The sequence below is a fragment of the Mesonia sp. HuA40 genome, from assembly GCF_008017835.1.
In the GTDB taxonomy this organism is placed as follows: Bacteria; Bacteroidota; Bacteroidia; order Flavobacteriales; family Flavobacteriaceae; genus Mesonia.
Genome location: NZ_VRLT01000021.1, coordinates 96234 through 121849, shown reverse-complemented (window position 1 = coordinate 121849; position 25616 = coordinate 96234). Strand labels below are relative to the sequence as shown.

At 35.6% G+C, this 25616-nt stretch carries 19 protein-coding genes; 11 read left to right on the top strand and 8 right to left on the bottom strand.

Translation table 11 applies throughout. The features are described from left to right. The 5 genes from FT993_RS02570 to uvrB all read left to right on the top strand — a co-directional run bounded on the left by FT993_RS02570 (window position 1) and on the right by uvrB (window position 9755). On the top strand, window positions 1-2079 hold the full coding sequence (locus FT993_RS02570; RefSeq protein ID WP_147860978.1) for a hypothetical protein: 2079 nt from the start codon (window positions 1-3) through the stop codon (window positions 2077-2079). A 287-nt stretch (window positions 2080-2366) separates the two neighbouring features. Beyond that, window positions 2367-2855, top strand: a complete 489-nt coding sequence (locus tag FT993_RS02565) for a T9SS type B sorting domain-containing protein (RefSeq protein WP_147860977.1) — start codon at window positions 2367-2369, stop codon at window positions 2853-2855. 43 nt (window positions 2856-2898) lie between these two features. Next, a complete protein-coding gene (locus FT993_RS02560; protein WP_147860976.1) occupies window positions 2899-5280 on the top strand; it encodes a gliding motility-associated C-terminal domain-containing protein in 2382 nt (793 codons plus the stop codon). 81 nt (window positions 5281-5361) lie between these two features. Next, window positions 5362-7683: a T9SS type B sorting domain-containing protein gene (locus FT993_RS02555; protein ID WP_147860975.1), complete on the top strand. Its 2322-nt coding sequence runs from the start codon at window positions 5362-5364 to the stop codon at window positions 7681-7683. A 65-nt stretch (window positions 7684-7748) separates the two neighbouring features. Continuing rightward, window positions 7749-9755, top strand: coding sequence for an excinuclease ABC subunit UvrB (gene uvrB, locus FT993_RS02550; protein ID WP_147860974.1), 2007 nt, complete (start codon window positions 7749-7751; stop codon window positions 9753-9755). 49 nt (window positions 9756-9804) lie between these two features. On the opposite strand, the gene FT993_RS02545 is transcribed toward uvrB, so the two are convergent. Beyond that, window positions 9805-10236, bottom strand: coding sequence for an Hsp20/alpha crystallin family protein (locus tag FT993_RS02545; RefSeq protein WP_147860973.1), 432 nt, complete (start codon window positions 10234-10236; stop codon window positions 9805-9807). A 178-nt stretch (window positions 10237-10414) separates the two neighbouring features. Here FT993_RS02545 and FT993_RS02540 point away from each other — a divergent pair, with 178 nt between their 5' ends. Continuing rightward, the gene (locus FT993_RS02540; protein ID WP_147860972.1) at window positions 10415-11716 is read left to right on the top strand and encodes a DUF2254 domain-containing protein; all 1302 of its coding nucleotides are present in this window, start codon (window positions 10415-10417) and stop codon (window positions 11714-11716) included. A 31-nt stretch (window positions 11717-11747) separates the two neighbouring features. Further along, window positions 11748-12008 (top strand): DUF1456 family protein, encoded by a 261-nt coding sequence (locus FT993_RS02535; protein WP_147860971.1) that lies wholly within the window; start codon window positions 11748-11750, stop codon window positions 12006-12008. Window positions 12009-12140: 132 nt separating this feature from the next. Here FT993_RS02535 and sucC read toward each other — a convergent pair whose 3' ends face one another. Beyond that, complete coding sequence (gene sucC / locus FT993_RS02530) at window positions 12141-13334, bottom strand: ADP-forming succinate--CoA ligase subunit beta (protein WP_147860970.1); 1194 nt, start codon at window positions 13332-13334, stop codon at window positions 12141-12143. Window positions 13335-13467: 133 nt separating this feature from the next. Here sucC and FT993_RS02525 point away from each other — a divergent pair, with 133 nt between their 5' ends. Further along, complete coding sequence (locus tag FT993_RS02525) at window positions 13468-13707, top strand: DUF3820 family protein (RefSeq protein ID WP_147860969.1); 240 nt, start codon at window positions 13468-13470, stop codon at window positions 13705-13707. A 38-nt stretch (window positions 13708-13745) separates the two neighbouring features. Here FT993_RS02525 and yidC read toward each other — a convergent pair whose 3' ends face one another. The 4 genes from yidC to FT993_RS02505 all read right to left on the bottom strand — a co-directional run bounded on the left by yidC (window position 13746) and on the right by FT993_RS02505 (window position 20279). Continuing rightward, on the bottom strand, window positions 13746-15593 hold the full coding sequence (yidC, locus tag FT993_RS02520; protein ID WP_147860968.1) for a membrane protein insertase YidC: 1848 nt from the start codon (window positions 15591-15593) through the stop codon (window positions 13746-13748). Between the two features lie 47 nt (window positions 15594-15640). Continuing rightward, window positions 15641-17257, bottom strand: coding sequence for a CTP synthase (locus FT993_RS02515; RefSeq protein WP_147860967.1), 1617 nt, complete (start codon window positions 17255-17257; stop codon window positions 15641-15643). Between the two features lie 134 nt (window positions 17258-17391). After that, complete coding sequence (locus FT993_RS02510) at window positions 17392-18798, bottom strand: fasciclin domain-containing protein (protein WP_147860966.1); 1407 nt, start codon at window positions 18796-18798, stop codon at window positions 17392-17394. Window positions 18799-18890: 92 nt separating this feature from the next. Further along, the gene (locus FT993_RS02505; protein WP_147860965.1) at window positions 18891-20279 is read right to left on the bottom strand and encodes a fasciclin domain-containing protein; all 1389 of its coding nucleotides are present in this window, start codon (window positions 20277-20279) and stop codon (window positions 18891-18893) included. Between the two features lie 42 nt (window positions 20280-20321). Here FT993_RS02505 and FT993_RS02500 point away from each other — a divergent pair, with 42 nt between their 5' ends. The 3 genes from FT993_RS02500 to FT993_RS02490 are packed head-to-tail and all read left to right on the top strand — an operon-like array spanning window position 20322 to window position 23247. After that, window positions 20322-21029, top strand: a complete 708-nt coding sequence (locus FT993_RS02500) for a toxin-antitoxin system YwqK family antitoxin (protein ID WP_147860964.1) — start codon at window positions 20322-20324, stop codon at window positions 21027-21029. A 15-nt stretch (window positions 21030-21044) separates the two neighbouring features. Further along, on the top strand, window positions 21045-22235 hold the full coding sequence (gene mnmA / locus FT993_RS02495) for a tRNA 2-thiouridine(34) synthase MnmA (protein ID WP_147860963.1): 1191 nt from the start codon (window positions 21045-21047) through the stop codon (window positions 22233-22235). Between the two features lie 55 nt (window positions 22236-22290). Beyond that, window positions 22291-23247 carry a nitronate monooxygenase family protein gene (locus FT993_RS02490; protein ID WP_187240738.1) on the top strand — a complete coding sequence of 319 codons (957 nt, stop codon included), beginning with the start codon at window positions 22291-22293 and terminating at the stop codon, window positions 23245-23247. Between the two features lie 54 nt (window positions 23248-23301). Here FT993_RS02490 and FT993_RS02485 read toward each other — a convergent pair whose 3' ends face one another. Continuing rightward, window positions 23302-23706 carry an OsmC family protein gene (locus FT993_RS02485; protein ID WP_147860962.1) on the bottom strand — a complete coding sequence of 135 codons (405 nt, stop codon included), beginning with the start codon at window positions 23704-23706 and terminating at the stop codon, window positions 23302-23304. 1 nt (window position 23707) lies between these two features. Continuing rightward, window positions 23708-25615 carry a LysM peptidoglycan-binding domain-containing protein gene (locus tag FT993_RS02480; RefSeq protein ID WP_187240737.1) on the bottom strand — a complete coding sequence of 636 codons (1908 nt, stop codon included), beginning with the start codon at window positions 25613-25615 and terminating at the stop codon, window positions 23708-23710. Window position 25616: the final 1 nt, after the last annotated feature.

Here is a 25616-nt window from a genome sequence, read left to right as displayed (position 1 = left end):
ATGAATTTTCGCCTTGCACTAGTTGTATCAATTCTACTTATTTTTAACAACTTAAATATACAAGCCCAAGGGCAAGCTAACAATTGGTATTTTGGATACAACGCAGGTATAAACTTTGATAATGGCACTCCTACAGCCATAACCAATGGTCAAATTAATACCTCTGAAGGCTGCTCTAGTATTTCAGACGCTTCGGGAAATCTTCTGTTTTACTCAGACGGTAGAACAGTTTGGAACCGAAACCACCAAATTATGGGCAATGCCGATTATTATGGTAATTCTGGGCTTCATGGCGATCCTAGTAGTACAAGCAGTGCACTTATTGTACCTCATCCAGGAGATAAAGATTTGTATTTTATTTTCACGGTTGATGAACCACACCACCAAAATGCTTTCGCTTACCCCAATCAAGGTCCGGCCAATAGCAACGGGATTCCACAAGCCAATTACAGCGACACTAACACTGCTGTACCCGTAGCCGATGATGGTTTCAACAATGGCTTTAACTACTCCGTCGTCGATATGACGCTAAACAACGGATTAGGAGATGTAGTAACTGGTCAAAAAAATATACATTTAATAACCTATGATCAAAATGATCCTGAAGAATTAAAATATAAATGTTCTGAGAAGATTACGGCGGTTAAAGGGGCAGATTGTAGCAGTATTTGGGTGATTACACATTTTGTTAATAGCTTTTATGCCTTTAAAATAGATCAAAATGGAATAAACACCACCCCAGTAATCTCAACTATAGGTCCTAATATACCATTAAACGCCTACAGAAGAGCCGCATTGGGTTATATTAAAGCCTCTCCCGATGGTTTAAAAATTTTAACTGCGCATCATACCAAAACCTTTGATCCAACTAGTGGTGATGATTTGCCAAATGGCGGGGTATATTTATCAGATTTTAATCCTACCACTGGTCAAGTTACAAGTAGTACTGCCCTAGTTGAAAACGTAAACCCATACGGCGTAGAGTTTAGTGCAAATTCGACAAAAGCTTATGCCACCGCTAATGATAATCTGGCAAATAAGATTTTTCAATGGGATTTAACTGCGTCCAATATGGCCGCCAGTATAAATGAAATTCTCATCACAACCTCAGAGCAAGCCACTGCCCTACAATTAGGTCCAGATGGTAGAATTTATAAACCCGTTATTGGCGAACCGAAATTGGCAGTAATAAAAAACCCGAATGCCGATTTCAATTCAATTGAATATACCGAAAGTACTTTTGAAGGTGCTGTTCCGTTAGCTCAAAAAAATGCGGTTTTTGGGTTACCTCCTTTTATTCAGTCATTTTTTGTAGACCGCATCAACATTATCAATCAAGATGATGATGAATTAATTACCAATATCAGTTTGTGCGAGTCCGAAAATTATCAATTGGCTTATCTCAATTTACCCAACGCGAGCTACACTTGGTCTAAAAACGATTCTCCCCTTCCTAATGTTACTGGCAACAGCTTATTGGTTACCCCAGATTTGTCTTTAGGATTTCCACAAACCCAAGAATATATTTTAGAAATTACCTTTAACGACGGGAAATGTCCCTTGATAGGAACTGCCAATATCACGTTTGAAGCTTTACCCGATATTCAAGATTACACTTATTTTCAATGTACTCGAACCAACCAACAGCCAGTATTTAATCTAGTCGAAATCCGCGAAAAGCTAAGCGCCGATTTTCCCGATTCTAATTTGGTTTTTGAATTTTACGAATGGGATAAAGACAATAACAAAAATCTAATTTCTAACCCACAAAACTATACCCCCGCTAACCTACCTACACAGCTTGAAGTTCAATTAATCAACACCCAAACCAGTTGCAAAAATCAAGCTACGCTAACGCTTGATACTAGTAATTACAATCTTATACCTATTCAACAAATAGTTTGCAATATAGATCAAAAAATAAGCAAGGAGTTCAGTTCGATAATAGAAGCTACCAACATTAGCTTTAATAATCCTAAATTTTATCGCACAGAAGATGAAGCGGTTAAAAAATTAATCCTTACACAGAAGATACGGTTGAAATTGTTAAGGAAAACCTACCCTTTAGTATTTATTTAACCGACGATGGGATTGGTTGCCCTGACATTTATCAAATTAATTTTGAATTCAATAATAGTTTTAGTTTAGGTGCAGATGAAGAAATTTTTTACTGTTTAGAAAACAGTCCCAACCCTATTAACTTATCGGTAAGCGTCGATGCTCCATCAGATAAAAAATTCACCTACTTATGGGAGCCCTCTGGCGAAACCACTCCTAGTATTAATACTGCAGAACTTACCACTCACACTGTACGGGTAACCGACGAAGATGGGTGTACCCAGAGTAAGAAATTTACTTTAATTCCTGTGGGAAAAGCAAAATTTACGACCAAAGAAACGCACTTCTCTTTAGATAGTAGTATTCAAGTAATTTTAGACCCAGAAAACTTGGGCAGCTATCAATACGCGATAGAAAGTCCTGAAGGTCCATACCAAGATACTCCTTTTTTCGACAATTTGGTTCCAGGAGTATATACCGTTTATGTCAAAAGCGAACAAGGCTGCGGAATAACTTCTAAGAAAGTAAGCATTTTGGGCTTAATGCGTTTTTTTACGCCCAATGCCGATGGTATTAACGACAAATGGAGAATCCTAGGTAAATACGAAGATAACTTGCGCGGCACCGAGGTATTAATTTTTGATAGATTTGGAAAAATGCTCTATCAATTTAATGCAGAACGCCCAGGCTGGGATGGCAATTATAACGGAAAGCCTATGCCATCTAATGACTATTGGTATATAATCAGACTAAAGAACAATATAGAAATAAAAGGACATTTCACTTTAAAACGCTAGTCTATCTACATTTTTAACTATTTTTATATAAAAGTAGTTTATTATGAAGTTTTTTATATTCGCTCTAGCTTTTATTTTAAGTGGTTTTCACGGATTTGCACAAACACCTATAACCAAATTCCAACAATTCAACGGGCAATATGATTATCTCGCTATAGGAAATACACTTAATGTTGTCGAAAATGAAAATTCTACCAATTGTACCATTTTAACTTCCTCTTCGGCAAATCTTAATCTAGCCGCCAATCAAAATATTATTGCCGCTTATTTATACTGGGCCGGATCAGGGCCCGGTGATTTTAATGTAAGTTTAAACAACCAAAGCCTAAATGCTGATCGTACCTTTAATTATAACATCAATAATCTTGATTTTTTTGCTGCCTTTAAAGATGTGACTACCCAAGTTCAAAATACAGGAACAGGAAGTTACACATTATCTAATTTAGATTTAACCAATTTTATCAATAATGGTCATTGTAATATCGGCATGAATTTTGGAGGTTGGAGTATTATTATTGTTTATGAAGACCTTAGTTTACCTCTAAATCAAGTTGATGTCTTCGATGGTTTTGTTACCCTTGCCGCTACCGGCACCCCTTTGAGTATTCAACTAAACAATCTAAACGTCATAGACAATCAAGGAGCAAAAATTGGTTTTCTTACTTGGGAAGGTGATTCGGCACTAGCTGTAAACGAAACCTTAAAACTGAATGGCAACACACTCTCCAATAGTCTTAATCCCTCTAACAATGCCTTTAATGGCACCAACTCTTTTACCGGTTCTACCAACCTTTACAATATGGATCTAGATGTGTACGATGTTCAAAATTACATCAACATAGGAGATACAATGGCAAGTATAGAGCTTAACTCTTCTGCCGATATTGTTTTTGTAAGTAATATTGTTACCGTATTCAATAGCACCCTACCCGATCCTACACCTAGCTTTCTTGATGTAACCGCGGTTTGTAACACCAAATCCATCGATTTAAGCTATAGAATTGCCAATACCAACGGTACAGATGTATTACCCGCAAATACTTCGGTTAAATTTTTTGCGAATAATACTTTTCTTAAAGAAGAGTTTACACCGAGTCCCATTGCCGTTGGCGCATTTCAAGATTTCACTACTCAACTGAATATACCCAATAGTATTCCGCAAGATTTTAATTTAAAAATTGAAGTCAATTTAGATGCTAATAAACAGGTCATAATTCCAGAATTAAATAAAAATGATAACACCGCAGAACAACCTACTAGTTTGATAAACTTATTTATTGCTCAGCCTCCAAAAGATTTAAAAGTATGCCAAGAACAATTCACCACACCAAAGGCTATTTTTGACTTTTCAACCAACCTCGCTTTGGTAAAGGGCGATCAAACGCAGGTAAAAGTCTCATTCTTTACGGATTTTATTCAAGCGCAAAACAATCAAAATCCTATAACTGATATTACTGCTTTTGAAAACACGAACAATCCGCAAGAAATTTATATAAGGTTAACCAGCCTACAAGACCCAAATTGCTATATAATTACTTCATTTACCATACAAGTTTACACCTTACCACAATGGAATCAACCGGCTGATATCGTTGTTTGTAATAACACCACTCAAGAAGAAGTTGGTATAGTTGATTTAACACAACTTGAATCTGAAATTCTATCCAATCCTTCAGCATACAGATTTTTATATTTCACAAGTTTAGATGAGGCAATATCAAATACCAACCCCATTCCCAACCCTAAAGCTTTTATAAATAATCAAAACCCAATGCTTATTTATATCAGGATTCAACACCCTGATTTTGAAGATTGTTTTGTGATTTTAGATACTATATTAGGCATAAAGCCCATAGCCATTGAAAATTCAGTACCGGTTACGCGCTGCGATTTAGGGTATAACCAAAATATATTTGATTTATACGATTTAGCACTGAAATTAGATCTAAAAGATAATGAAGAAATATTTGATTTTTATACCTCATTATCGTTCGCACAAGCGCAGGAAAATCCAATTAAAAATCCGTATACGTATCAGAATACCCAAAATCCGCAGGAAATTTATTTGCGTACAACTTTTGACGATCCCAACGAATGCCATAAAATATACCGCCTATTGATTGGCACCAAGCATTGCCCCCCCTGGATTCCTGAAGGTTTTTCTCCGAATGATGATGGAATTAATGATGTTTTTAGAATCAAAGGACTCTATACTGTATTTGAACGCTTTGATTTAAAGATTTTTTCGCGCTACGGAAATTTGGTTTATCAAGGAAATAATCAAACCCCCAATTGGGACGGTACTAGCAATGTTGGCTTAAACAATGTAGGGAAACAGTTGCCAACAGGCACTTATTTCTATGTGCTTAATTTAAATGACCCCGACTTTAAACCCATTAAAGGCTGGGTGTACTTGAACCGATAATTTAATTGATTTTTAACCCGTTTATAGATTAACAAAAGACTATTTAGTTGTATTTTTGTTCCCCATTTTTAAACTGGTATTTTGAAATTTTTTCAATTTTTATTAATTCTTATTTTTTACCCGGTTTTTGGACAGAACATTAGTGTTCAAACCAATTTTACGCCACAAGAACTTATAGAAGACATTTTAATGGATAGCGGTTGCATTAGCAATGTTAATGTAACCAACGCTGTTAGCGGTAATTTTAGTGGTGGCGATTTGAGCTACGGGTATTTTACTAATAACAATTCCTCTTTTCCTTTTGCTAATGGCGTGGTAATGTCTACGGGAAGACTTTCTAATGTCCCAGGACCAAATACTTCCTTAAGCGATGATGATGCGCCCAACTGGGTTGGAGACAATGATTTAGAACAAGTGCTGAATGTTCAAGGAACCGTAAACGCCAGCATCATTGAATTTGATTTTACGCCCAATGCTAATCAAATTCAGTTTAATTATATATTCGCGTCTGAAGAATACCAAGAAAATGACCCCAACACCTGCCGATATTCAGATGTCTTTGCTTTTTTAATTAAACCTCAAGGCGGAACTTATTCTAATATTGCTGTAGTACCAGGAACCAATACTCCAGTACAAGTAACTACGGTTCACCCCGCTATTCCTGGAGGTTGCGAAGCAGAAAATGAAGCCTATTTTGATCGCTTTAACCCAACTAATGCTGCTATAAATTTTAATGGTCAGACCAAAACATTGACCGCTACGGCAGATGTTATTCCTAATACCAGTTACCATATCAAATTGATTATTGCCGATGAAAAAAATTATCGCTATGATTCTGCCGTATTTTTAGAAGGAGGTAGTTTTAATATTGGTGCCAATTTGGGTGAGGATTTAGTGGGCGAAAACGGCTTATGTCCAGGAGAGGTTTACAGCCTTAGCTCCCAAAATACTGCTAATACTCCGCAAACTTATAGTTGGTATGCGGTACAAGAAAACGCTCCAGATATTCTATTAGCCAGCGGTCCCAATGAAGCAAACTACTCAATAAATCAAGCAGGCAGATATAAATTGGTTTTAGATTATGGAAACGCTTGCATTGCCGAAGATGAAATTGAGGTGGAGTATATTGACTTTAAAGAAATTAACAACCAGACGCTGCTTGCTTGTGATACGGACGATGATGGTTTAAGTATTTTTAATTTGGAGTCTAGTATTGGTGTCATAACCAATAATAATACTCTGTATAAGGTGCAAGCTTTTTACACCAGTCCACTAAATGCCGAGAACAAAAGTAATCCTATTACCACTACTATTAATTTTGAAAACACCCTTAAAAATCAAGTGATATTTGCGCGGGTAGAAACGGCAAGAGGATGTTATCATATTTGTGAATTGCGCCTTGAAACTACAGAAAATCCTAAAACCAAAATCAACTTAATTAATTGTCCTGATACCGAGGGTTTTGTAAGATACAATTTAGTAGATGCCACTACCCAAATTGAAAGCATGTTTAATGCGCCAGGAAAACGGATCAACTACTATCAAACTGCAGAAGATGCTTTAAAAGGAGAAAACTCCTTACCCATTAATATCCAATTTAATGCTGAAGAATTGCCTTTAATTCTATTTGCGAAAATTGAAAACGCAACAACTTGTATTGGCATTATTGAAGTTGAATTATTAGCTGCTCCTCAACCAAAAATTAAGGCATATGAAGAAATTGTACTATGCGAAGCGGTAGATGAAATCACGCTAACGACCAAACTAAAACCTTCTAATTCTTATCGGTTTTTATGGAGTACAGGAGAAACGACGCCACAAATAAAAATACAAGAAATTGGTGAATATTGGGTAGAGGTTTCTCAAACCACTAGTATTCAAGAAGAAGAATTTATTTGTAAAAAAATAAAAGAATTTAAGGTAATCCCTTCTAGCCTTCCTAGGTTGAGTTATGAGCTGCTACCTCCATTTGGTAGCGGCAGAATAGCCATTAAAGCTTCTGGAACGGGCAGCTATGCGTTTGCTATTGATCAAAATCAAGACTTCTCCACTCAATCAGCCTATACGCTTAGCTTGGGAGAGCATATCATTTATGCTCGTGATCTTTACGGATGTGGTACAGCAAGCATAAAAGTTAATATCCCAGGATTTATGGCATTTTTTACTCCCAATCAAGATGGGGTCAATGACGTTTGGCGCTTACAAGGTATAAGTCGGCAAGACCCAAACATCGAGTATGTTTTGATATATGATCGTTATGGCAAGCTAATTCATCAAATGAATCCTTATCAATATTGGGATGGTAACTACAACGGCAAACCTATGCCCTCTAATGATTATTGGTTTATAATACGATTTAAAAATTCACGTAGTTTTAAGGGGCATTTAACGCTAAAACGTTAGCGGTTTTAGTATGTTTGAAGTGAATGAGATTTAAAAAATCCGCTTGACGGAAAAACAAAAAAAGGGTGAAATTTAATATAAAATCAGATTTTAAACCGACTGGAGATCAGCCTCAGGCGATTAAGCAATTGGTAAATGGCTTAGAAAATGACGAAAGATACCAAACCTTGCTAGGTGTAACTGGATCTGGAAAAACATTTACAGTGGCCAATGTGGTTGAGCAGGTACAAAAACCGACTTTAGTTTTGGCGCATAACAAAACCCTAGCGGCGCAGCTTTATAACGAGTTTAAAACTTTTTTCCCGAATAATGCGGTTGAATATTTTGTATCGTATTACGATTATTATCAGCCAGAAGCATACATTCCAACCTCTGGTACCTATATAGAAAAAGATTTATCTATAAATGAAGAGATTGAAAAGTTGCGGTTAAGCACAACTTCTTCTTTGCTATCAGGTAGACGAGATGTACTCGTGGTGGCATCGGTAAGTTGCTTGTACGGTATTGGTAACCCAATTGAATTTCAAAAGAATGTTATCTCGCTAGAACGCGATCAAGAAATATCGCGAACCAAATTGTTGCAGCGATTGGTTCAAAGTTTATACGCACGAACAGAAGCGGATTTTCAACATGGTAATTTTAGAATTAAGGGGGATACAGTTGATGTTTTTCCTGGTTATGCCGATAATGCCTTCCGGATTCATTTCTTTGGTGATGAAATTGAGGAAATTGAGGCTTTTAACCCTGTAAATAATGAGATACTAGAAAAATATGAGCGGCTTACTATTTACCCCGCCAATATGTTTGTTACCTCACCCGATGTTTTGCACAATGCGATAGACCAAATTGCTTTAGATTTAGGAAAACAAGTGAGCTATTTTCAAGAAATTGGAAAACCTTTGGAAGCAAAAAGATTAGAAGAGCGTACTAATTTTGATTTAGAAATGATAAAAGAATTGGGGTATTGCTCTGGAATTGAGAATTATTCGCGCTATTTAGATGGAAGACAGCCAGGGACCCGCCCTTTCTGCTTACTGGATTATTTTCCTGACGACTATTTAATGGTTATTGATGAAAGTCACGTAACGGTACCCCAAGTTGGTGCAATGTATGGTGGAGATCGATCGAGGAAAGAAAACCTGGTTGAATATGGATTTCGTTTACCAGCAGCCATGGACAACCGCCCGTTAAAGTTAGAAGAGTTTGAAGCCTTACAAAACCAAGTAGTATATGTTAGTGCTACACCTGCAGATTATGAATTACAGAAATCTGACGGTGTATATGTTGAACAGGTTATTCGACCTACTGGTTTACTCGATCCTATAATCGAGGTGCGCCCCAGTTTAAATCAAATTGATGATTTGATAGAAGAAATTCAGGAACGCGTAGAAAAAGATCAGCGTACCTTAGTTACCACCTTAACCAAACGAATGGCTGAAGAGTTAACCAAATACTTAAGCCGAATTGATATTCGCTGCCGCTATATTCATAGTGATATAGACACCCTAGAGCGAGTAGAAATTATGCAAGATTTACGAAAAGGTCTATTTGATGTTTTAGTAGGCGTAAATCTTCTTAGAGAAGGATTAGATTTGCCAGAGGTTTCACTGGTAGCCATTCTTGATGCTGACAAAGAGGGGTTCTTAAGAAGTAATCGATCGCTTACGCAAACCATAGGACGCGCAGCGCGACACCTAGAAGGCAAGGCGATAATGTATGCCGACAAAATTACCCGAAGCATGCAAGAAACAATTGATCAAACCGAATACCGTCGCACCAAGCAAATCAATTATAATAAAAAGCATAATATAACTCCGCAAGCACTGAATAAATCATTAGACAACACCTTAGCTGGTAAAAAGGTAGAGCCGTACAGCTTTAAACCAGCTGAAAATTTAAAAGCGGCCGAAGAAGAGGTTATTTATTTTAGTGAAAACCAGCTAGAAGACCGTATTAGAAAGGTAAGAAAAGAAATGGAAAGCGCAGCTAAAGAATTAGACTTCATGGCTGCAGCACGATTTAGAGATGAACTTAAAATGTTACAGCAAAAATTAAAGGATAAAAAAGAATAACCCTCAAAATTTCATTTTTGAGGGCTATTATTATTGGTAACCTTGAAAATTATGCAACTTCTATTAATCTCTTGCCCGAAATTGTTGATTCTTCTTTTTTAGGTAGGATCACACGTAGAATTCCTTGTTCATATTTTGCTTTGATCTTACCAACGTCAATAGAATCTGGTAGAGTAAAAGACCGTTTAAACTGACTATAATTAAATTCCCTACGCGAATACTTTGGCTTTTCGGGTTTCTCGATGGTCTTTGTTTCTGATTCAATGACCAATAAATCTTGTTTCAATTCTATTTTAAAATCTTCTTTAACTTTTCCTGGAGCAGCTAATTCAATTTCAAATTGATTTTCATCATCGATAATATTTACTGCTGGAATTTGAACTCCCAAACTTTTTGCCGCACTTGAACTGAATCTGTCTTCTTGAAATAAATCTTCAAAGGCTGTCTTTAACCAAGGATTTGTCTGCTTTACTAAACTCATAATGTATTTATTTATTTTTCTTGTAAGTAGTCAAATTAAATACCAATTGCTATAACCTGCCATTTTGTCGTTAAAACTTTTTAATTAATGTCATTTTGTCATTACTATTGAAGGTTTATGTAAAAATTAAGAAGTCCCCTACCAAACAAATTGTATATTTCTATTACAAACTTCACCTATGCGTAATCTTTATAATAAACTAGTTGCTTTCTTTCACCGTATTGAAGAGAATATAGCTTTTTACCCCTCTATTATTAGTTTCTTAGGCTTCAATTTTGCTATGTTGATGCTTTATTTAGAGAAAAGGGGAGTTTCAAGCTTTGTGATCAAGTATGTTCCAGAGTTGGTGATCAACAATGCAGATACCGCCAAGACTCTTTTAAGTTTTTTAACAGGAGGCATAATATCCATTATGGTTTTTAGCTTCTCAATGGTTATGGTTTTATTAAATCAAGCATCTAGTAATTTTTCTCCTAGAGTTCTTCCTGGGTTAATATCGAAACGTAATCATCAATACGTCTTAGGTTTATATGTTGCTACTATTTTATACAATACTTTTACCCTTGTAGGCATAAACCCCAAGGAAGACAGTCAATATCAATTACCTGGCTTTTCGGTATTATTAGGAATCATATTTACAGTAATATGTTTTGCTGCATTTTTATATTTTATTCATTCTATCTCGCAATCAATTCAGGTAAACCGCATTTTAGAAAACATATTTAATGACGCTAAAAACAGATTAAACCGGTTAATCGAGGGAGAACAAAAAAATCATAAAAGCAGCTTTCCAAACACCGACAGTTGGCAAAAGTATTATAGTACAGAAACGGGCTATTTGCAAACCTTTGCATTAAACAATTTAAAGTTGCTTTGCTTAGAGAATGAAATTAAACTTAAAATATTACCGCTTAAAGGCGCCTTTGTTTTGGAAGGAGTCCCCTTATTTCAGGTAAACAGATCGATAGACGATGAATTAAAAGAAAAAATATTAGAGAACTTCAACTTCGCTCGAGGCGAAATTGTTTTAGATAATTACGCATTGGGCTTTAAACAAATAACTGAAATTGGTGTCAAGGCCATGTCACCAGGCATCAATGATCCAGGAACAGCTCTAAATACCATAGACTATTTAACCGAGCTATTTGCTTTACGGATGAAAAAGCGAGATGAAACCATAATATACGAAAGTGATAAGGCATTGGTTTTTTTAACCACGGTAAATTTCGCTGAGTTATTATACCAGGTACTGGCGAGTTATAGAACTTATTGTAAACATGATATTACTTGTGTACAAAAGCTTTTAATTATGCTTAAATACCTTCTCCTTCAAAAAAATGAAGACAATTGCTTCAAAGAAAATCTTTTAAAGGAGGCTAAAAATATTTACCAAGATGCGCAAGAGGCTCTCACAAATGATACCGATAAAAATCGTATAGGAGAACTTTACCAAGATATCGTTAATATATCAAAAGAATAAAGTTATTTTTGCGTTTCAAGAAACTAAACCTATGGGACTAACAAATAATGACGTTTTTAAAAAACTAAGAGTAGCACATAAATTAAGAGATGATGATATTATTAATATTTTCAAGCTTGTAGATTTTAAAGTATCCAAGAGTGAATTGAACGCTATTTTCAGAAAAGAAGACCACCCAAAATATATGGAATGTGGTGACCAATTTTTACGAAATTTTTTGGACGGACTTATTATTCATCTTAGAGGTCCGTTACCCCCAAAGCGTCCAAATAAATCTGAAAAAAGAAAATAGAACTTATCCTTTTTTATACAAACCGAATTTTATAGCGAATTTTACACCTAAATTGAATTCAGTTTCTATAAATTTTAATTAAAAAAAACCTCAATGTTTGCATTGAGGTTTTTTAATACGTTTTAAAAATCTTTAGCTTAGTACTTGTTGTACTTTATCTGCGGCTTCTTTAAATTGTACAGCACTCTGTACGTTTAATCCGCTACTATCAATTAATTCTTTAGCAATATCGGCATTAGTACCTTGCAATCTTACAATAATTGGCACATTAATGGCGTCTCCCATATTTTTATAGGCATCTACAACTCCTTGGGCCACACGGTCACAACGAACAATTCCACCAAAGATATTAATGAGTATAGCTTCAACTTTCTCGTCTTTCAAAATTAATCTAAAAGCTTCTTCTACTCTCTTAGCATCTGCTGTTCCTCCTACATCAAGGAAATTAGCTGGCTCTCCACCTGCGTGCTTGATCAAGTCCATTGTTGCCATAGCAAGTCCAGCACCGTTAACCATGCACCCTACATTACCATCTAAATCAACATAACTTAATCCTGCCTTACGCGCCTCAACCTCTGTTGGGTTTTCTTCGCGCTCATCACGCATAGCTGCGTAATCTTTGTGACGGTATAAAGCATTGTCGTCTAAAGTTACTTTGGCATCTACTGCCATAATTTTGTCGTCACTGGTTTTTAAAACCGGGTTGATTTCAAATAATGAAGAGTCTGATTTGTCATAAGCTGTATACAAAGCCGTAACAAATTTGGTCATTTCTTTAAAAGCAGCTCCAGACAAACCTAGGTTAAAGGCAATTTTTCTAGCTTGGAAAGGTAAAATTCCTGTGGCAGGATCAATTTCTTCAGTAAAAATTAGATGCGGAGTTTCTTCTGCTACGGTTTCAATATCCATACCTCCCTCTGTAGAATACATAATCATGTTTCTACCATTAGCACGGTTTAGCAACACAGACATATAAAACTCATCTGGTTCATTATCTCCTGGGTAATAAACATCTTCTGCAATCAATACCTGATTTACCAATTTACCTTCTGCAGAGGTTTGCGGAGTAACCAAGTGCATTCCTAAAATTTCATCAGCAATATTTTCAACTTCTTGAAGGTTTTTAGCTAATTTAACTCCACCTCCTTTTCCACGACCACCTGCGTGTACTTGAGCCTTAATAACGTGCCAGCCTGTTCCTGTTTCTTCGGTTAGCTTTTTAGCTGCGTCAACAGCTTCTTGAGGTGTATTGGCTACTATCCCGCGCTGTATGCGCACGCCAAAACTATTTAGTATTTCTTTTCCTTGATATTCGTGTAAATTCATAATCAGGTTTTTCTTATCGTTCGAATTTTGTTTAGCAAAAATAACAAAAACAAACAGCATGTAGAAATATTTTTTTTACAAAGAAAAATAATATTCTTAACTGCTTAATTTTGCTTTCATGTACTTTTGATTTATGAATGATTTCAACACAAAAGAATTGCTTTTTCTAGCCTATGCTAAAATGCATTTTGGAAAATACAAAGGTTTCTTTTTGTCTGATATCCCCGAATCTTATTTCGTTTGGTTCGCACAAAAAGGATTTCCTAAAAGCAAATTAGGCCAACAAATGCAAGCCGTTTATGAGATAAAAATAAACGGATTAGAACATTTATTAAAAAATTTAAGGGCCCGTTACCCCAATCCATATAGATAAAAAAAGACTCGGGAAACCGAGTCTTTTTTTTAGTTTAATTATTTTTTCTTGGCCTGCTGCTGTTGACGCTCAGCTTCCTCCATCATCTCCTGCATTTTCCTCGCAAATTTACCTTTCTTTTTGGCTGGCTTCTTTTTGTTTTCTTGGATTTTAGCATGAATTTTATCCTCGTCAATTATGAAATTTTTAATTACAAGCATAATTCCTATTGTAATTAAGTTTGAGGTTAAATAATACAATGATAGCCCACTTGCGTAGTTGTTAAAGAAAAACAACATAAACAAAGGAGAGATATACATTATAAACTTCATATTCGGCATTCCTGGTTGAGAAGCTTGCATAGTCTGCCCAGTTGTCATCATCATGTAAATGAAGATGGCAATAGATGCAAGTATAGGAAATAAGCTAATGTGGTCTCCATAAAATGGAATATGGAAAGGCAATTCGGCTATAACATCATAACTCGAAAGGTCATCTGCCCAAAGGAAACTTTCTTGACGAATACTAAACGCACTCGGAAAGAAATTAAATAAAGCATAAAATACAGGAATTTGTAACAAACCAGGTATACAACCGCTCATTGGGCTAGCCCCTGCTTTATTATACAACTTCATTGTTTCCTGTTGCTTTTTCATAGCGTTGTCTTTATACTTCTCATTAAGCTCGTTGATTTCGGGTCGTAGCACTTTCATCTTTGCTTGAGAAACATACTGCTTATATTGTACTGGAGACAATAATATCTTAATCGCTATGGTTAAAACTATAATGGCAATACCTGCCGGTAAAAATCCGCTAAGGAGATTAAAAAAACGTATAATAAAATACTTGTTAATCCATCCGAAAATACCCCAACCTAAAGGCACAATTTCATCCAAGTTACGCTGATAATTGTCAAGTATTTTATAATCGGTAGGACCGAAATACATATTCATGGTCTCATTAAATTCTCCCCCTTTTAACGCAATAGGAAATTTAGCTTCAAATGCTTTAGTGTAAACGGTATCTATTTCTTCATCTTCTACCAAATTTTTCGAAATAAAAGTCCCGTTTTGAAAAGGATCATCAGTAAGTAAGATAGAAGAGAAGAAATGCTGTTTAAAAGCTACCCATGAAATTTGTTTATCCTCTTCTTGCTCATCTTTTCCTTGCCCGGCATAATCTGTATTGCCATCTTCGAACTCCCATAAAATCTCGGTATACCTGTTCTCATAAGAAATGCTTTTTGCACGTCGGTAAGCGGTTAAAGACCAATCTAGTGCAATATCTTTATTTTGAACTACCTGATTTAAACCTTGTGAGCGAATAGCAAAATCTAACATATACTCTCCTGGTTTCAAAGCATAGTAATACTCTAAGTATTGATTTTCTGACACCTTTAACCTAAAAGATGCTTGTGCATCATTTTGGCTTTTTTGAGGCTCAAAAAACATATCTTTAGTATTGATGTTACGATTGTCTTGAGTGGTAAACGAAAGATTAAACGCACTATTCCCGTCTTTGATTAAGTGTACTGGAATAGAGTCATAGGTTTTAAAATTTTTCAGTTTAGCTGATACAATTTGTCCACCTTTGTTACTTATGATTAATTTTAAAACATCATTCTCTATGGTGGTAGTTCCCTCTTTTGCCTTAGCCGCGGCATAACCAAAAGCACCTAATTTTTCTTTAGCTTGTGCGATAGCTAATGAATCTTGGCTTTTTGGTACAATTTCTTCAACAGCTTCTGATTTTTGATTTTCGTTCTGGGTTTGCTCCGTTACTTCTGGTGTTCCTTCTGTGGTAATAGTAGTTTGCTCATCACTATTGTAATAAAGCATCCATAGCAAGATACCTCCTATTAGAAAAAAACCGATAAGCGAGTTTAAATCAAATTTTTTATTTTCCATACATTACATTTAAATCTTGTTCAATCTGTGAACAGTATCTATATTTTTTAATTCTTTTTTGTTGCAAAATTCTTTGCCGCTTCTACAAAATGAACAAAAAGCGGGTGAGGATTGGCCACGGTACTTTTATATTCGGGATGGTACTGCACCCCAATAAACCAAGGGTGATCTTTTAGTTCGACAACCTCTACAAGACCTGTCTTAGGGTTTATCCCTGTGCTTAACAAACCGGCTTCTTCGAGCGCTGCTTTATACTGGTTGTTATATTCATAACGATGTCTATGCCTTTCGCTAATCTCTTCTTGTTGGTAAACCTTATATATAAGTGAATCTGGAGTTAAAGCACAATCCCACGCTCCTAATCGCATAGTTCCTCCCATTTGTGAGATATTCTTTTGATCTTCCATTATATCAATTACAGGAAATTTCACATCTGGCTCCATTTCTGTGCTATTGGCTCCTTCTAGATTTAATACATTGCGCGCATACTCGATTACGGCCATCTGCATACCCAAACAAATTCCTAGGAAAGGGATTTTATTTACTCGCGCATATCTAACCGCCTCGATTTTCCCGTCAATTCCTCGTTCTCCAAAACCTGGAGCTACCAAAATACCGTCTAATGATATGTTTTTATCCTCGTATTCTTTTGAGAAAAATTCAGCGTGAAGACTTATTACATTTACTTTAACCTCATTTTCGGCACCAGCGTGTATAAAAGCCTCGAGAATAGATTTATAAGAATCTTGTAATTCTACATACTTACCCACTAGACCAATATTTACTTCACTTTTCGGATTTTTATGCCGTTGCAAAAAGGCATTCCATTGCGTTAAATCTGGTTCAGATTTTAAAGGAAGCGCCAATTTACTTAAACTGATTTTATCAAGACCTTCTTCTAGCATATGATTAGGAACATCATAAATAGTTGAAGCATCTATAGATTGGATAACCGCCTCTTCTTTTACATTGCAAAACAATGCCAATTTTCGTTTTAGGTCATCTCCTATCTCGTGTTCTGTACGACAAACTAAAATATCTGCATTTACACCACTCTCCATCAAGGTTTTTACACTGTGTTGTGTGGGCTTAGTCTTAAGTTCTCCTGCAGCAGATAGATAAGGAATTAAAGTTAAATGAATTACCAATGAATTGTTATCGCCTAATTCCCAGCGTAACTGGCGTACACTTTCTATATAAGGCAAAGACTCAATATCGCCTACGGTTCCTCCTATTTCTGTTATCACAATATCGTAATCTCCAGAGTTACCGAAAATTTTGATACGTTCTTTAATTTCATTAGTGATATGAGGAATTACTTGGACGGTTTTACCCAAAAACTCACCTCTTCTTTCTTTGTTAATTACGCTTTGGTAAACACGACCCGTAGTAACATTATTGGCCTGTGAAGTATTGGTATTTAAAAATCGCTCATAATGCCCCAAATCAAGATCTGTTTCCGCTCCATCTTCAGTAACAAAACACTCACCATGTTCATACGGATTCATCGTACCCGGATCTATATTAATATAGGGGTCTAATTTTTGGATAGTAACTCGGTATCCTCGTGCTTGTAAAAGTTTTGCTAATGATGCTGCGATTATTCCTTTTCCTAATGACGAAGAAACACCCCCGGTGACAAAAATGTACTTGGTTTGTGCCATGATAAATTGATTAAATAATGTCTATACGGGGCGCAAAAATACAAATATTATTGACAATATGGCTTTATATTTTATCAATAAAACAAAAAAGGAGGCCTACTGGGCCTCCTCTCATTTTGCAATCTTCTGTATACTTATGGTAAAGCAGGTAAAATTACTTTATCAATGGCGTGAATTACTCCGTTACTTGCTTGAACATCGGTCACAATAATATTACTTACTCGACTATTAGGGTCGGTTATCGTGGCATTACTTGCATCGATTGTAATCATCTCACCTCCGGCTGTAGTAACAGCTCCTGAAGTTAAGTCTGAAGCAGTTACATTGGCCCCTGTGATAACGTGCATATTTAAGGTAGCTTCAAGCGTAGCTGTATCTATATCGGCTAGGCTATCAGCTCCCAATTCGGTTAATAAATCTGCAAAAGCATCATTGATAGGTGCAAAAACAGTGAAAGGAGCAGGATTCGTTCCATTCTCTGTGCTTAACAAATCCACGTAAGTGAAACTAGTTTCTCTTGTTAAAGCTGATACTAAGGTCTCAAAAGTATTATCTGCAGTCGCAAAAGTTCCTATAGTTGGTAATGCGACCACTGCATCAACAGCATGAATAATTCCATTTACCCCTACTACGTCAGCAACAATTACATTTGACTGTCCGTTTAAGGTTACCCCGTCTTCTGTGTTGATATACATACTCAACTTATTAGAAGTAGCGTCAAAAGTAGCCTCTGTATTTACATACATTGTGGAAAGCTGTGTTGAGGCAACCGAACTTGCTACCACATGATTTCTTAAAAGATTATCTAGCACAGCGCCACTAACATCGGGAAGTGTTACCCCTAAATCATTTAAAAAGGTATCAAAAGCGTTATTAGTAGGTGCAAATACAGTGATATCTGCAGATGGATCTGAAGCTAGTCCAAGAAAGTCGGTAGTATTACCTCCGTTTCCTAAAGCAGTAACTAAGGTATTAAAATTATCATTGTATATTGCCAAATCAGCAACAGTGGGCAGAGATAATACGGTTTCAATTCCATGAATTACACCGTTATCAGCTTCAATATTTGGGGTAATTACGGCTGTTGCTCCGTTTAATTCTACACCGCTACTTGTATCGGCATACAAACTTAAATAGGCTTGAGAATCTTCTTCTAAACTTAAAGTTGAATAATATTGCGTTTGTAAATCTGCCGCTTGCAAGCTTCCTGGTACAACGTGATATAATAGTACTTGGGTTAGCACATTGGTTGGAACATCATCTAAGTTTGCAAAACCATTATCGCTCAAAAAGTTTTGAAAAGCTTGATCGTTGGGAGCAAATACGGTATACTCTGAGCTACCTTGAAAGGTACTTACTAAATCTGTTTTGATCAAAGCGGCTTCGAGTACAGAATAATTTTCATTGGCTATCACCACATCGGCAATAGTATTGTTCATTTCGGGCGGTAAATTTCTTGAGCCATCGTCATCGTCACTACACGAGTAAAAGGAGAAACTAAGCGCCAGCATTAAGAGGGGTAGTAAACTGATTCTCTTCATAGTATTTTTGATTTAAATTGATTAATAATTCAAATCTAAAACATTAAAAAAAAGAATAGTGTTTAACTTTTGTTAATAAACATTAAACAAAGTTAATTGTTTAATAAAACACTGTCAATTGTATGAATAAACCCATTTTTACTATTTATATCTTGCTCAATAACAGAAGCTTCCATTCCATTTTCATCGGTTAATTTACAAGTTGATATAGATTTATTGATAGTAATTACTCCTTGATTATTTGCAATCGAACTGGGTAATTCTTCAATTTTTAGTGCTGTATTCTCAAATAAGTGCGTCATTAAGAGAGTTTCTAAAGTACCAGCATCAATATTATCAATATTTAGTATACCAGTTGCATCTTGGTTACTGAAAAAAGTATCAAATGCCAAATTATTAGGTATAAAGCACGTAAAGTTAATATTGTTTGTGCCAGATAATAGTGATTTATAATCGCTTAAAGCGGAATCGGTTCTAGTTGCACCTTGTACAAAGGTAGCTAGATTTGGATTAGACTCAATTAAGCTCCAAAGACTTGGTAAGGCTAAAATATCTGAGCAGATGTGCATTACACCATTTTTCCCTACAATATTTTGCGTGCTTACACTAGTTTTATTATTTATAAGTATTCCCGTGGTAGTATTAAAAAAATTACTTATCATAGTATTGTCCCGATTGGCTTCGCTATATCTATATCCCATTGTTATGGCGTCAGTATGTAAAAATCCCTGATAGAGATGATTCTTGGCAAATTGTTCTTTTTCTTGTGCATTTAAATTTTGATTTTGTAGAAATACAGCAAGTTTGTCGGTATCTGGTGCAAATAAACTCTGTAGCGCTTCTTGTTCTAAAAGTGGTAATAAACCTAAATCATCCCATAAATTAAAAAAGCCCACGCTTTGCTCATCAAAACTTAAAAGATCTGCTAAACTAGGTACTATTAAAACTTCATTTAAGACGTGAAGTACACCGTTATCTACTTCAATATTGGCCTGCACCAGTTGTGCAGAAGCATTAAATGATAAGTCTGTATCTTTTTTAAGGTGCAAACTTAATGGATAGCTGACACTATCGTTCAATCTCAATTGTGCAGCCGTGGTTAAAAATCCAGTAGTAGTTTGACTCGTATCTACCTTTTCCAACAACAAATGGTAATCAACTATTTCTTGGGCTTCTTGTTGCGTAAGCGCAGATAAATCATTCATTCCATTTTTGGTCAAAAATTCATTTATAGCTTGATTGGTTGGAGCTAAAAAGGTATAGTTCCCCGAGTTTCCATCTAATTTACCTTGGTAATCTGCTTTAAAAATTAACTCAGTTAACTGAGAAAATTCTTGATTTTTGCTCAAATAATTGATTATTGAGTTGGTGCCTTCGATAACATTATCATTGTCATCTTCATCACAAGCCAAAAAAAATACGCTTAATAGAAAAATTGGCAGTACTTTTGCAAACCTAAAGGAGAAACTAAATCGATTCATTTATAATTTTTTTTAAAGAGCAAGATACAAAAAAGAAAACTTATGAATTTAAGTATTATTCCATTCTATATATTGGTTTTTTTATCCTTTACGGATTCAAGCTTTGCCCAAGAGAAAATCAATCAATTTGATCAAAACGGAAAGCGTCACGGTCGCTGGATAAAAAAATATGAAAAATCAGATCAAATCAAATACGAAGGACAGTTTGAACATGGTAAAGAAATTGGTGTGTTTAAATTTTACAAACCCAAAAGTGGCACTCAGCCTGTGGCTAGCAAGACTTTCCAAGCCCATACCGATACCGTAATTGTTGAATATTTTAACCGATACGGAAATACAGTAAGTAAAGGGAATATGATTGGTCAGAAAAGAGAAGGTATCTGGTTATACTATCATAAAAATTCCGATCAACTTATGCTCGAAGAACATTATAAAAACAATCAGCTTCACGGGCTAAAGAAAACCTATTTTAATACGGGAGAATTGGCTCAAATAGAAGAATATAAATATGGTAAATTAAACGGTGAGCTTAAAATCTTTGGTGCCAATAAACAATTGCTTCAACATTACACTTATAAAGACGGTAAATTACACGGTAAAACAAGAATTTACGATGCCGCTGGCGAGCTTATCTCAAAAGGAAATTATAAGCATGGGAAGAAAGATGGCATTTGGCTTGAACGGCAGGATGATGGTAATTACAAAGAAATCCAGCATCCTTTACCTCTTTTTAAGAACACAAAAAAATAAAACACTCAACAAAAAATGCAAAATAAAAAGAAAGCACGCGTTATCGTAGGCCTTAGCGGAGGAGTTGATTCTAGTGTAACCGCTTACTTGTTAAAAGAGCAGGGCTATGAAGTAATTGGCCTTTTTATGAAAAACTGGCACGACGATAGCGTTACCATAAGTGATGAATGCCCTTGGTTAGATGACAGTAATGACGCCATGCTTGTTGCAGATAAGTTAAATATTCCATTTCAAACTATAGATCTAAGCGAACAATATAAAGAACGTATTGTAAACTATATGTTTAAAGAGTATGAGGCTGGACGTACTCCAAACCCAGATGTACTGTGTAACCGTGAGATAAAATTTGATGTTTTCTTAGACATTGCTCTTTCCTTGGGTGCAGATTATGTCGCAACTGGGCATTATGCGCGAAGAGCAACCGCTTCGGTTAATGGCAAAACCACTTACAAATTGTTGGCTGGAAAAGACAATAATAAAGACCAATCTTATTTTCTTTGCCAATTATCTCAGGATCAATTAGCCAAATCTCTCTTCCCTATTGGCGACTTACAAAAAAGCGAGGTACGTGCCATTGCTAAAGAACAAGGTTTAATAACAGCTAATAAAAAAGACTCACAAGGTTTATGTTTTATTGGTAAGGTAAGACTGCCAGACTTTCTTCAGCAACAGCTAAAACCAAAAACAGGAGATATTGTTGAAATTCCTAGCGATTCACCCCTATATCAAAACCAAGGTTTAGAAAATCAAGAATTGACTTATTTAAGCGAGAAATATAATTATACTACAGAAAATGGAAAAAAGGTGGGCGAACACAACGGTGCGCATTTCTTTACCAAAGGTCAGCGCAAGGGTCTTGCCGTAGGAGGAACACCAGAACCGCTATTTGTTTTGGAAACAGATGTCAATAAAAATATTATTTATGTGGGGCAGGGTAAAAATCATCCTGGGCTTTATCGCCGTGGTCTTTTGGTAAAACCTCAAGACATTCACTGGGTTAGAGAAGATTTGAAATTAGGCTTGGGTGAAAGTTTGGCGGTGAAAGCACGTATTCGGTATAGACAACCTCTTCAGGAGGCTAAATTACATCAAACGAAAGAAGGACTTTATGTTGTTTTCAAAGAAGCGCAATCTGCTATCACAGAAGGGCAATTTGTAGCTTGGCATATGGATGATGAACTACTAGGGTCGGGAGTTATCGGATAAGATGGTGTACCTATAAAATTCTAAGTATATTTAGCAAATTTTAAAAATTAACCGAATGCAGATTCATAATAATAGAATAACCAAACTATTTAATATAGAATTACCCATAATACAAGCCGGAATGATCTGGGCCAGCGGCTGGAGATTGGCCAGTGCCGTTAGCAATGCAGGTGGTTTAGGAATAATAGGGGCTGGTTCTATGTACCCAAATGTACTTCGTGAGCATATCTTAAAATGTAAAGCAGCAACCGATAAACCTTTTGCGGTAAATATGCCTATGCTTTACCCCGACTTGGAAGAAATAATAAACATTATTATTGAAGAGAAAGTACCAATTGTTTTTACCTCTGCTGGAAATCCCAAGACATTTACTCCATTGCTTAAAGAAAAAGGAATCACCGTGGTTCACGTAGTGAGCAGTGTGAAATTTGCGCTTAAAGCGGAAGCCGCCGGTGTAGATGCAGTGGTTGCAGAGGGTTTTGAGGCTGGAGGCCATAATGGTCGTGAAGAAACTACCACTTTTACTTTGATCCCTATGGTGAAAGAAAAATTGAATATCCCGTTAATAGCAGCAGGAGGAATTGCCACAGGATCAGGAATGTTGGCGGCTATGGTTTTGGGTGCAGATGCCGTACAAATAGGAAGTAGATTTGTAGCAAGTGAAGAGGCTTCTTCACATCAAAATTTTAAAGATAGTGTGGTAAATGCGCAAGAAGGTGACACCGAACTAACCCTTAAAGAGCTAGCCCCAGTACGTTTATTAAAAAATAAATTTTACGAAGATGTGAAATCCCTTTATAGCAAATCGCCAAGTAAACAAGAATTAATTGATTTACTAGGTAGAGCTAGAGCTAAAAAAGGAATGTTTGAGGGAGATTTAGAAGAGGGTGAATTAGAAATTGGTCAAATAAGTGGTCTTATTAATGATATACTTCCTGCAAAAGAAATTGTAGAACAAATATGGACCGATTATCAAAAAGCCAAACTCGCAGTTAAAGACCATTTTATATAAAAAAAAGCCTGGTAATTAAAACACCAGGCTTTTTTATTATTTTCTTTAAAATAACTAGGCATATTCAAAAGTAATTTCCTTTTTCAAATCGGGATGTAGGCTGTGGTAAACCGGACAGGTATAACCGATGCGTTCTAATTTTTTAGTCGTTTTTTCATCAAACTTCTTATTAAAAATAACCTTTACTTTTATACAATCAATACGCCTAGGATTGCTTTCCATAAATTTTTCAACCTCGGCTTTGGTTCCGCTTAAATCAATATTGTTTTCATTAGCATAAATGCCCATAATAGTTAACATACAACTAGCTAGTGCGGAAGCTACCGTATCGGTGGGTGAAAAAGCTTCGCCTTTTCCTTGATTATCTATTGGGGCATCGGTTATCAACTCAGAATTACTTTTGAGATGAATACTATTTACCCTCAAGTTTCCTAAATAAGTTAACGCTATTTTTGTCATTTTAATTCTCTACAGATTGAATTTGTAACTCCTTATTGTATTGTAAAATATAAACCGCGTTATTAAAATACCCGCCAATCAATTTTTTGTTATAATTAAACTGATTTTCCACATATTCTGTGGTTTGATCAAGGCTTAGCGATTCATAAAAATCAGAGAAGTTAGCTTTTCTTAAAATTGCATCTAATGTTACATCATACCCACGAATAACATATTGATTGGGAGACAAACCATAATCTTCCCGATATATTTTTACAAACTCATCTAAAGGATCTTGATTGTACTCTTTATTAATAGCAGCGTAAGTGAAGTTTAAATTTCCTAAATAAGTGCTAGGTACTTCACTATCGTATAAATCATTTTTATTGGAAGTAAACAGTTGAATGTCAAAAGTTGAACGCAGTGTATTTAGATAAGACGCGGCATTACTTACAGTGGCCATATCATCTGATTCAAGAATAAACCAATTTGTTCTATTCTTATCTAAAACACGTGCTAGATCACTTTGCTGTAAATACTCTTTTTGCAAGTTTACTAGTTTTGCCTCAGGCAATGTATAGAGTATTTTTGATTCTAAATACCCCTTACCCTTATCAGCTAAAACGACAACATTTTTATCTGCACCATGCAATTTAATAAAGGAAATTATAGATTGCTGCATCATAATATCTGTTGGGCGGGTTTGAATTAAATTTACACCACCATTAATTTCACCGCTAGAAATAGGACTTAAAACAGGGATTTTTTTTGATTCTAATAGCTTGGACGCTGTTTCAACGGTTTTTGTAAAAAATGGTCCAACAACAAAGTCAACTTGATCAAAATCATTATTGTTTATAATACTCGCCACCTTTTGCGAATTTCTCTGGGTGTCATACACTTTAGCCTCAACTGTAATCCCGAGTAATTCGGCTTTACGGATGGCAGCCTCAACCCCACTATAAAAATCTAAGGCAATACGCAATACTTTATCTTTCTTTAATACATCAGCTTTATTACCATCGTTAATGTTATCTAAACTTAAGGGCAACATAACAGCTACCTTTTGAGTAGAATAATCACTAATGTTCTCTGCTAGGTTCACTTTGTCTGTAGATAAACCGGCAACTTGCACATTCACTTTCTTAGGTAATTTTATTTGCATACCTTCTTTCAAACCAGACTGTTTCAATTGAGGATTCCAAGCATAAAGTGAATCGGCTGGTACATTAAACATTTTGGTTAACCTAAAAATAGTCTCTTTTGGTTTCACCTCATAATTAAAAAAGTTTAAAGGCGCTTCATTTTTATTAGTTAGTGCCTCTTTATTCTTGTTCACAATGGTAAGCAACTGTCCGGCCTTTAAGTCTAACAATGTGGGATTAAGTGCTTGCAATTGCTCAACACTTAATCCATATTGCTTGGCGATCCTATATTTTGTTTCACCTGGCAAAACAATATGTATGATATTACTAAAACTAGAGTTAGTTAAGGATTCATTGAAATTAGGTGTGCGCTTATCTTTCCTAAAAATAGGAATTTTAATGGTTTGCCCGATAGCTATATCGGTTTCAACCAAATCGGGGTTGTATTGTTTAAGTTCATCAATACTTAAATGATTTGCTTTTGCGATGCTATATAAAGTTTCTTTAGCTTGAATTTGATAGCTTTTAAAACTTAGTTGTTTGCTTTCTTCATTTAGTTTAACTTTAGGTTCTTGCGCAGGAATTACCAACACCATATGGTTGATATTTCGCTTTTTGGCATCTGGATTTAATTTATAAATCTCATCGACACTCACCTGATAATGGTTAGCAATTTGCTCCAAGCTTTCTCCTTTTTTAACCTCATGCGTACGAAAACCTTGAGCCACAGCTGAAGGGAAAATCAGTAATAAAACAAACAAAAAAAACATATTAAATCTAGTCATA

What these genes read in the sequence shown, in the direction of transcription:
- FT993_RS02570 (WP_147860978.1), top strand. Translation starts at nt 1, where the DNA reads ATGAATTTTCGCCTTGCACTAGTTGTATCAATTCTACTTATTTTTAAC.
- FT993_RS02560 (WP_147860976.1), top strand. Translation starts at nt 2,899, where the DNA reads ATGAAGTTTTTTATATTCGCTCTAGCTTTTATTTTAAGTGGTTTTCAC.
- FT993_RS02545 (WP_147860973.1), bottom strand. Translation starts at nt 10,236, where the DNA reads ATGAGTTTAGTAAAGCAGACAAATCCTTGGTTAAAGACAGCCTTTGAA.
- FT993_RS02540 (WP_147860972.1), top strand. Translation starts at nt 10,415, where the DNA reads ATGCGTAATCTTTATAATAAACTAGTTGCTTTCTTTCACCGTATTGAA.
- FT993_RS02535 (WP_147860971.1), top strand. Translation starts at nt 11,748, where the DNA reads ATGGGACTAACAAATAATGACGTTTTTAAAAAACTAAGAGTAGCACAT.
- sucC (WP_147860970.1), bottom strand. Translation starts at nt 13,334, where the DNA reads ATGAATTTACACGAATATCAAGGAAAAGAAATACTAAATAGTTTTGGC.
- FT993_RS02525 (WP_147860969.1), top strand. Translation starts at nt 13,468, where the DNA reads ATGAATGATTTCAACACAAAAGAATTGCTTTTTCTAGCCTATGCTAAA.
- yidC (WP_147860968.1), bottom strand. Translation starts at nt 15,593, where the DNA reads ATGGAAAATAAAAAATTTGATTTAAACTCGCTTATCGGTTTTTTTCTA.
- FT993_RS02515 (WP_147860967.1), bottom strand. Translation starts at nt 17,257, where the DNA reads ATGGCACAAACCAAGTACATTTTTGTCACCGGGGGTGTTTCTTCGTCA.
- FT993_RS02510 (WP_147860966.1), bottom strand. Translation starts at nt 18,798, where the DNA reads ATGAAGAGAATCAGTTTACTACCCCTCTTAATGCTGGCGCTTAGTTTC.
- FT993_RS02505 (WP_147860965.1), bottom strand. Translation starts at nt 20,279, where the DNA reads ATGAATCGATTTAGTTTCTCCTTTAGGTTTGCAAAAGTACTGCCAATT.
- FT993_RS02500 (WP_147860964.1), top strand. Translation starts at nt 20,322, where the DNA reads ATGAATTTAAGTATTATTCCATTCTATATATTGGTTTTTTTATCCTTT.
- mnmA (WP_147860963.1), top strand. Translation starts at nt 21,045, where the DNA reads ATGCAAAATAAAAAGAAAGCACGCGTTATCGTAGGCCTTAGCGGAGGA.
- FT993_RS02490 (WP_187240738.1), top strand. Translation starts at nt 22,291, where the DNA reads ATGCAGATTCATAATAATAGAATAACCAAACTATTTAATATAGAATTA.
- FT993_RS02485 (WP_147860962.1), bottom strand. Translation starts at nt 23,706, where the DNA reads ATGACAAAAATAGCGTTAACTTATTTAGGAAACTTGAGGGTAAATAGT.
- FT993_RS02480 (WP_187240737.1), bottom strand. Translation starts at nt 25,615, where the DNA reads ATGACTAGATTTAATATGTTTTTTTTGTTTGTTTTATTACTGATTTTC.